A 4546-nucleotide genomic window follows, 5' to 3' on the forward strand; every position below is an offset into this window, starting at 1 on the left:
TAGAGCTTTGCGGAGATCCAGAGAACCAGCCAGATGCTGAGCACGAGCAGGGCGATGGAAACGGCGAATTGCCATACTGGAGGGATTTGCGAGGCCATGCGCAGGAACATGATGATCGGTGCGGTCGGGGGAAATAACGACCCTGCAACCGCCCAGAGCGAATTCGAGTCATTCATGACCACCACGATCAATGAAAAGCTCAGCCATGTGGGCGCCGCGGCCAGCGGCATGTACATCTGGAGTTCCTGCTCGGTTTCGCAGGATGCCGCAAGACCCGCGAACAACGAGCTGTAGAGCAGGTATCCGAGCACAAAATAAACCGGGAACAACACCGCCTCGGTGACGGAGATGTGCACCGCATATTCCCCTGAAAGTATGGAGGCGGCGAACGGAGTCCCAATGATGATCGCGCCAGCGACCAGCCAGATAGCGATTTGCGTGAGCCCCACGGCGCCGACACCGATGAGTTTGCCTGCCAGCATGTCTGCTGGACGCGTGATTGCAAGCATGACCTCGAAGATGCGCGAGGTTTTTTCCTGGATGATTGACCGGGCCACGTTCATGCCGTAAATCATGGTCGTCATCGACAGCAGAATTGCCATGACGTAGCCCTTCCAGAATGAGGCCGCCGCATTGCTCTTCACGACGCTGCCGTCTTTCTTCACCTGGAAGGTTTGAAGATGCACACCATCGACGAGCTTGTCGGCGGCATTGTGTGGCATTCCGCCTACGGTCAGCTTTGCATCGAGAATGGCGTGGTTGACGGCGTCGTGCAGGCGGCTGCCAGTGATGAAATCGCCGGCGGACTGCGATGTATACGTCGCGCTTGGCGCCTGTCCCGAAGGCGTTTCAACCCACAGGAATCCGTCAATCGTCTTGTTTCGAACTTCGCTGACGAGTGCGTTGCGGTCGGCGCTGGATGCCGGCGACACGATGTCCACCTTGGCCTTTGCGTCCTTGTCTCCTAACAATTGCGACTTGATTTCATTTGCCAGCACCGGATCGTTTGAGGCGACCGCAAGGTGTCTTCCCGATCCAAGGCCGAGATTGGAGAGGTAACCGATTCCGACGACCGCGGCGAAGATGGCAGGCACGCCGAAGGTGGTCATTTTGAATGCGCGGCCGCGCACTTGTTCCAGGTACTCGCGTCTTGCCACCAGCCAGATGTTACGCATCGACTTTGCCTCCAACTGTCTGGATAAAGATTTCCTCGAGCGAAGGCTCGACCATCTCGAAGCGGAAGATCTTTGCGGCGGCAGAAGCTTCGCGCAAGAGCTTTTGAGCGTCGCCGTGTGGTTTAAGCTTGATCTCCGCGTGCCCTGAGAAGTTCTTTGCCTCGGCAATCTCGGAGCTTTTAAGGAAGTCGGCGCTCCCCTCGAATTCGACAATGATGTGATTGCGCTCGTATCGCGACTTGATCTCGCGCACGCGGCCAGTGAGCACCGCCTCACCTTTATCGATAAGGCAGATGGAGTCGCAGAGCTTCTCCACCTGGTCCATGCGATGCGTGGAAAAGACGATGGCTTTGCCCTCGTCCTTCAGTTGCAGCAGTGTCTGCTCCAGCAGCTTGGCATTCACAGGGTCGAGCCCGCTGAAGGGCTCATCCATCACGATGAGGCCGGGATCGTGGAGCAAAGACCCGATGAACTGGATCTTCTGCTGCATGCCTTTTGAAAGCTCTTCGGTCTTTTTGGGAAGGGCTTCGTCGATGTCCAGCCTCTTCGCCCAATCGGTTGCGCGTTTGCGCGCTTCGGCGGCAGCCAGCCCGTGCAACTCGCCGAAAAACACCAGCTGCTCCAGCACCTTCATCTTTTTATAGAGACCGCGCTCCTCGGGCAGGTACCCGACGCGTTCCAGGCTGGCTCGCTCAAACGGCTTGCCAAAGAGACTGATGGATCCCGAATCGGGCAAGGTGATGCCCATCATCATGCGGATGGAACTGGTTTTGCCGGCACCGTTCGGGCCCAGCAATCCAAACATCTGGCCCGCATCAATGGAGAGGCTCAGATCGCGGACCGCAACTTTGGTCTCGTATGCCTTGGTTACCCCTGCGAGTTCAACGACCGGCATTCAGGCTCCTGGATTTCGTTTCTTGCCGCGCCGTAGGGCGGGTCCAACCGAAGCGTTGCTATCTCTATTTTGTCAGCGCTCCTGGTGCTTACGAATTGGAGAATCGCTCGGTTCAACCAAATACAGGCTAATTGTGCTTGTTGTACTCCGGAGGACCCGCGATGACCAGCGCGTCCTTGTCTCCGTAGACGTACCAGCAGCACCAGTCCGTTTCGTGATTCGGCTGATCGAGCGGCGAGATCAGGTCGCGATAGATGACGCGGCCATACATGAAGAGTTTCTCCTCCCACTTTTCCACGCGCTTGAATTGTTCATCGGATGCGCAGTAAGCGCGCACGTCGGCCCGGCGGAAGGGTCGAATGCCGGCGGATTCGCCGGGAAGGAGAATGATGGGTTCAAACGGCGTGGCCGATTTTCCGCTTTCGAAATCGGGTGTTGCTGGAAGCTTCGTCTCATCGGGCGCGACCTTGATGCAGTCGGCCTTGGCCAGGATGCGGGCGGGCGTGCGGCCGCGGTTCGTAGCCATCACTTTGAATCCGTGCTCAACGGTCAAAAAGGGCTCAACCGTAACGACGATCCATGGACGGCCCGAATCGACGATTGCCTGGGAGCTTTCCAGCGCGGCGTTGGCACATTGCAGGGCGGCCTGCGCGGCAGAGACACCAAACTCCGTTTGCCGCTGGATGTTCTTCAGTACTCGCAGCGACAAAATAACGCCGATGTAACCCAGGATGACGAGAACCAGGAGTGCTCCCCAAAGCACGCGGTCATGCCAGGTCCATGGAGCGGGCAGGGCTGGCGAAGGCGCTATGACAATCTGCGGCGGCGAGGGTGCTCCGGATGGATATCCAACCACAGGATCGCTTTGCTGAGCCGGAACGGGCTTTGTGGATAAAGTGCCCGCTCTTGAAACGGGCGCGGGAATGGCCCTTTGCCCGGCCGCCGTTGTTTTCGGAGTGCCGGAGACAGACTGCGGCGCGGATTCGGGATCGGTCTGAGCAAGACTGAGAGCAGGCGATAATCCGAATGCCAGGATCACTAGTAGGAAAGCAAGTCGCCTGAACATTAGAAGAAGAATACAACGCGCCGACGGAAAACCGGCGGTGCTGGAATGAGCTTGAATGCAGAAAGCAAACAGAGATGGGTGGTTAACTCGCTGGGCCTCGGAGTTAGTTTGACTTACTAGCTGGCATTCCATGGTGAATACTCACCAGAAAGTGAAGCCGGGTCACCCGGTTTTGGGGTTGTAGCAAGCTTAGAATTACTGTCGAATCATGGCGAAAGATGAAAGAATAGGCGTACCTGGATTTTTCTTCCCGTGCAAAGCCGCCGACGGCATTACTCCGGTGTATACCCTTTATTGCACAGGGGTACTCCCTACGTGTACTTCCGTGTACACTTCTTTCGATACCCCCAGCGTAACGCATTGAATCCAGCGAGAGTTGACATGCGCGAAATTGGGGGCAGAATGGCTCTTAACCGACAGCCATCTGGATGGGGTACGGAGGAGGAGAAGTTTGCAACATTTGCAACACCCCTATGCCTGGTGGCCGACGCTGGCAGTGCTGGTTGTAGCGACCGTTACTGACATTCGCAGCCGGCGGATTCCAAACTGGCTGGTCTTTCCGTTTTTATTGTCCGGGCTCGTGGTTTCGACGTGGGTCGCGGGGTGGCATGGTCTAGGCGAGAGTCTTGGTGGAATGCTGCTCGGCGGCCTGATTTATGGATTGATGGCGATGATGGGCGGCATGGGCATGGGAGATGTAAAGCTATGCGCCGCAATCGGAGCCTGGATCTGGTGGAAGCAGCTCGTATTCGCATTGGTTTTAATCGGAATTGCCGGCGGAATCATGGCGCTTGCGTGGGCCGTTTTCGGAGGCTTTCTGGGAGAGATGTTTACGGGGGCGGGGGATTTACTTTTTGGCTGGAGGGAGCGCGGTTTGCATGCGCCAGATGACCTCAAGCTTTCCAACCCAAAGGCACGCAAGATGCCTTACGCTCCGGCAATTGCAATTGGTACTCTTATTTCCTTCTTTTCTCATTGAGAAAGGGCTTGAAAAACAACTAGAGTATGCTGACAATGCCCCGAACTCGGTTACTCCGCAGCTCTGGCGAAAGAACTTGGGAGCCTTGAATTTGTGACTGATAACACGCACGACTCTGATCCCCTTGGCGGCAATATACTGTCCATCGCGCTGATCTGCCCCAGCGAGCAGCGCAGGAGGACAATTGCGAGTGCACTGAACAACTCGCATGCCGCGATTGTGCGGGAGTACTCTTCTTATCCCCCGACTCTGAAAGAGATGCCCAGGATGCTGGGCGAGAAGGCGTTCGACGCTGTCATTATCGACCTCGAGTCTGACATTGAATACGCACTGGAACTAGTGGAGTTTGTTGCAGCAAGCACGGCGACCACAGTGATGGTGTACACGTCGCGGCTTGATCCGAATTCGATGGTCCGCTCGATGAGGGCCGG

The 4546-nt window shown here is 56.6% G+C and carries 5 protein-coding genes; 2 read left to right on the forward strand and 3 right to left on the reverse strand.

Annotated features, from left to right (window positions below; all coding sequences use genetic code 11):
* From WA354_RS17220 to WA354_RS17230, 3 genes are all read right to left on the reverse strand, one after another.
* Positions 1–1175 (reverse strand): ABC transporter permease (locus tag WA354_RS17220; protein WP_472814257.1); only part of this gene is annotated, 1175 nt, incomplete at its 3' end.
* Complete coding sequence (locus WA354_RS17225) at positions 1168–2070, reverse strand: ABC transporter ATP-binding protein (protein WP_472814258.1); 903 nt, start codon at positions 2068–2070, stop codon at positions 1168–1170. The genes WA354_RS17220 and WA354_RS17225, both read right to left, overlap by 8 nt.
* A gap of 127 nt (positions 2071–2197) precedes the next feature.
* The gene (locus WA354_RS17230; RefSeq protein WP_472814259.1) at positions 2198–3109 is read right to left on the reverse strand and encodes a hypothetical protein; all 912 of its coding nucleotides are present in this window, start codon (positions 3107–3109) and stop codon (positions 2198–2200) included.
* Between the two features lie 478 nt (positions 3110–3587).
* On the opposite strand from WA354_RS17230, the gene WA354_RS17235 reads away from it, so the two are divergent.
* Positions 3588–4115, forward strand: a complete 528-nt coding sequence (locus WA354_RS17235; protein WP_472814260.1) for an A24 family peptidase — start codon at positions 3588–3590, stop codon at positions 4113–4115.
* 93 nt (positions 4116–4208) lie between these two features.
* The coding region (locus tag WA354_RS17240; RefSeq protein WP_472814261.1) for an ANTAR domain-containing protein at positions 4209–4546 on the forward strand (338 nt) is incomplete at its 3' end.

Origin of the sequence: Occallatibacter sp. (assembly GCF_049802275.1) — a bacterium.
Classification (GTDB): Bacteria; Acidobacteriota; Terriglobia; order Terriglobales; family Acidobacteriaceae; genus Telmatobacter.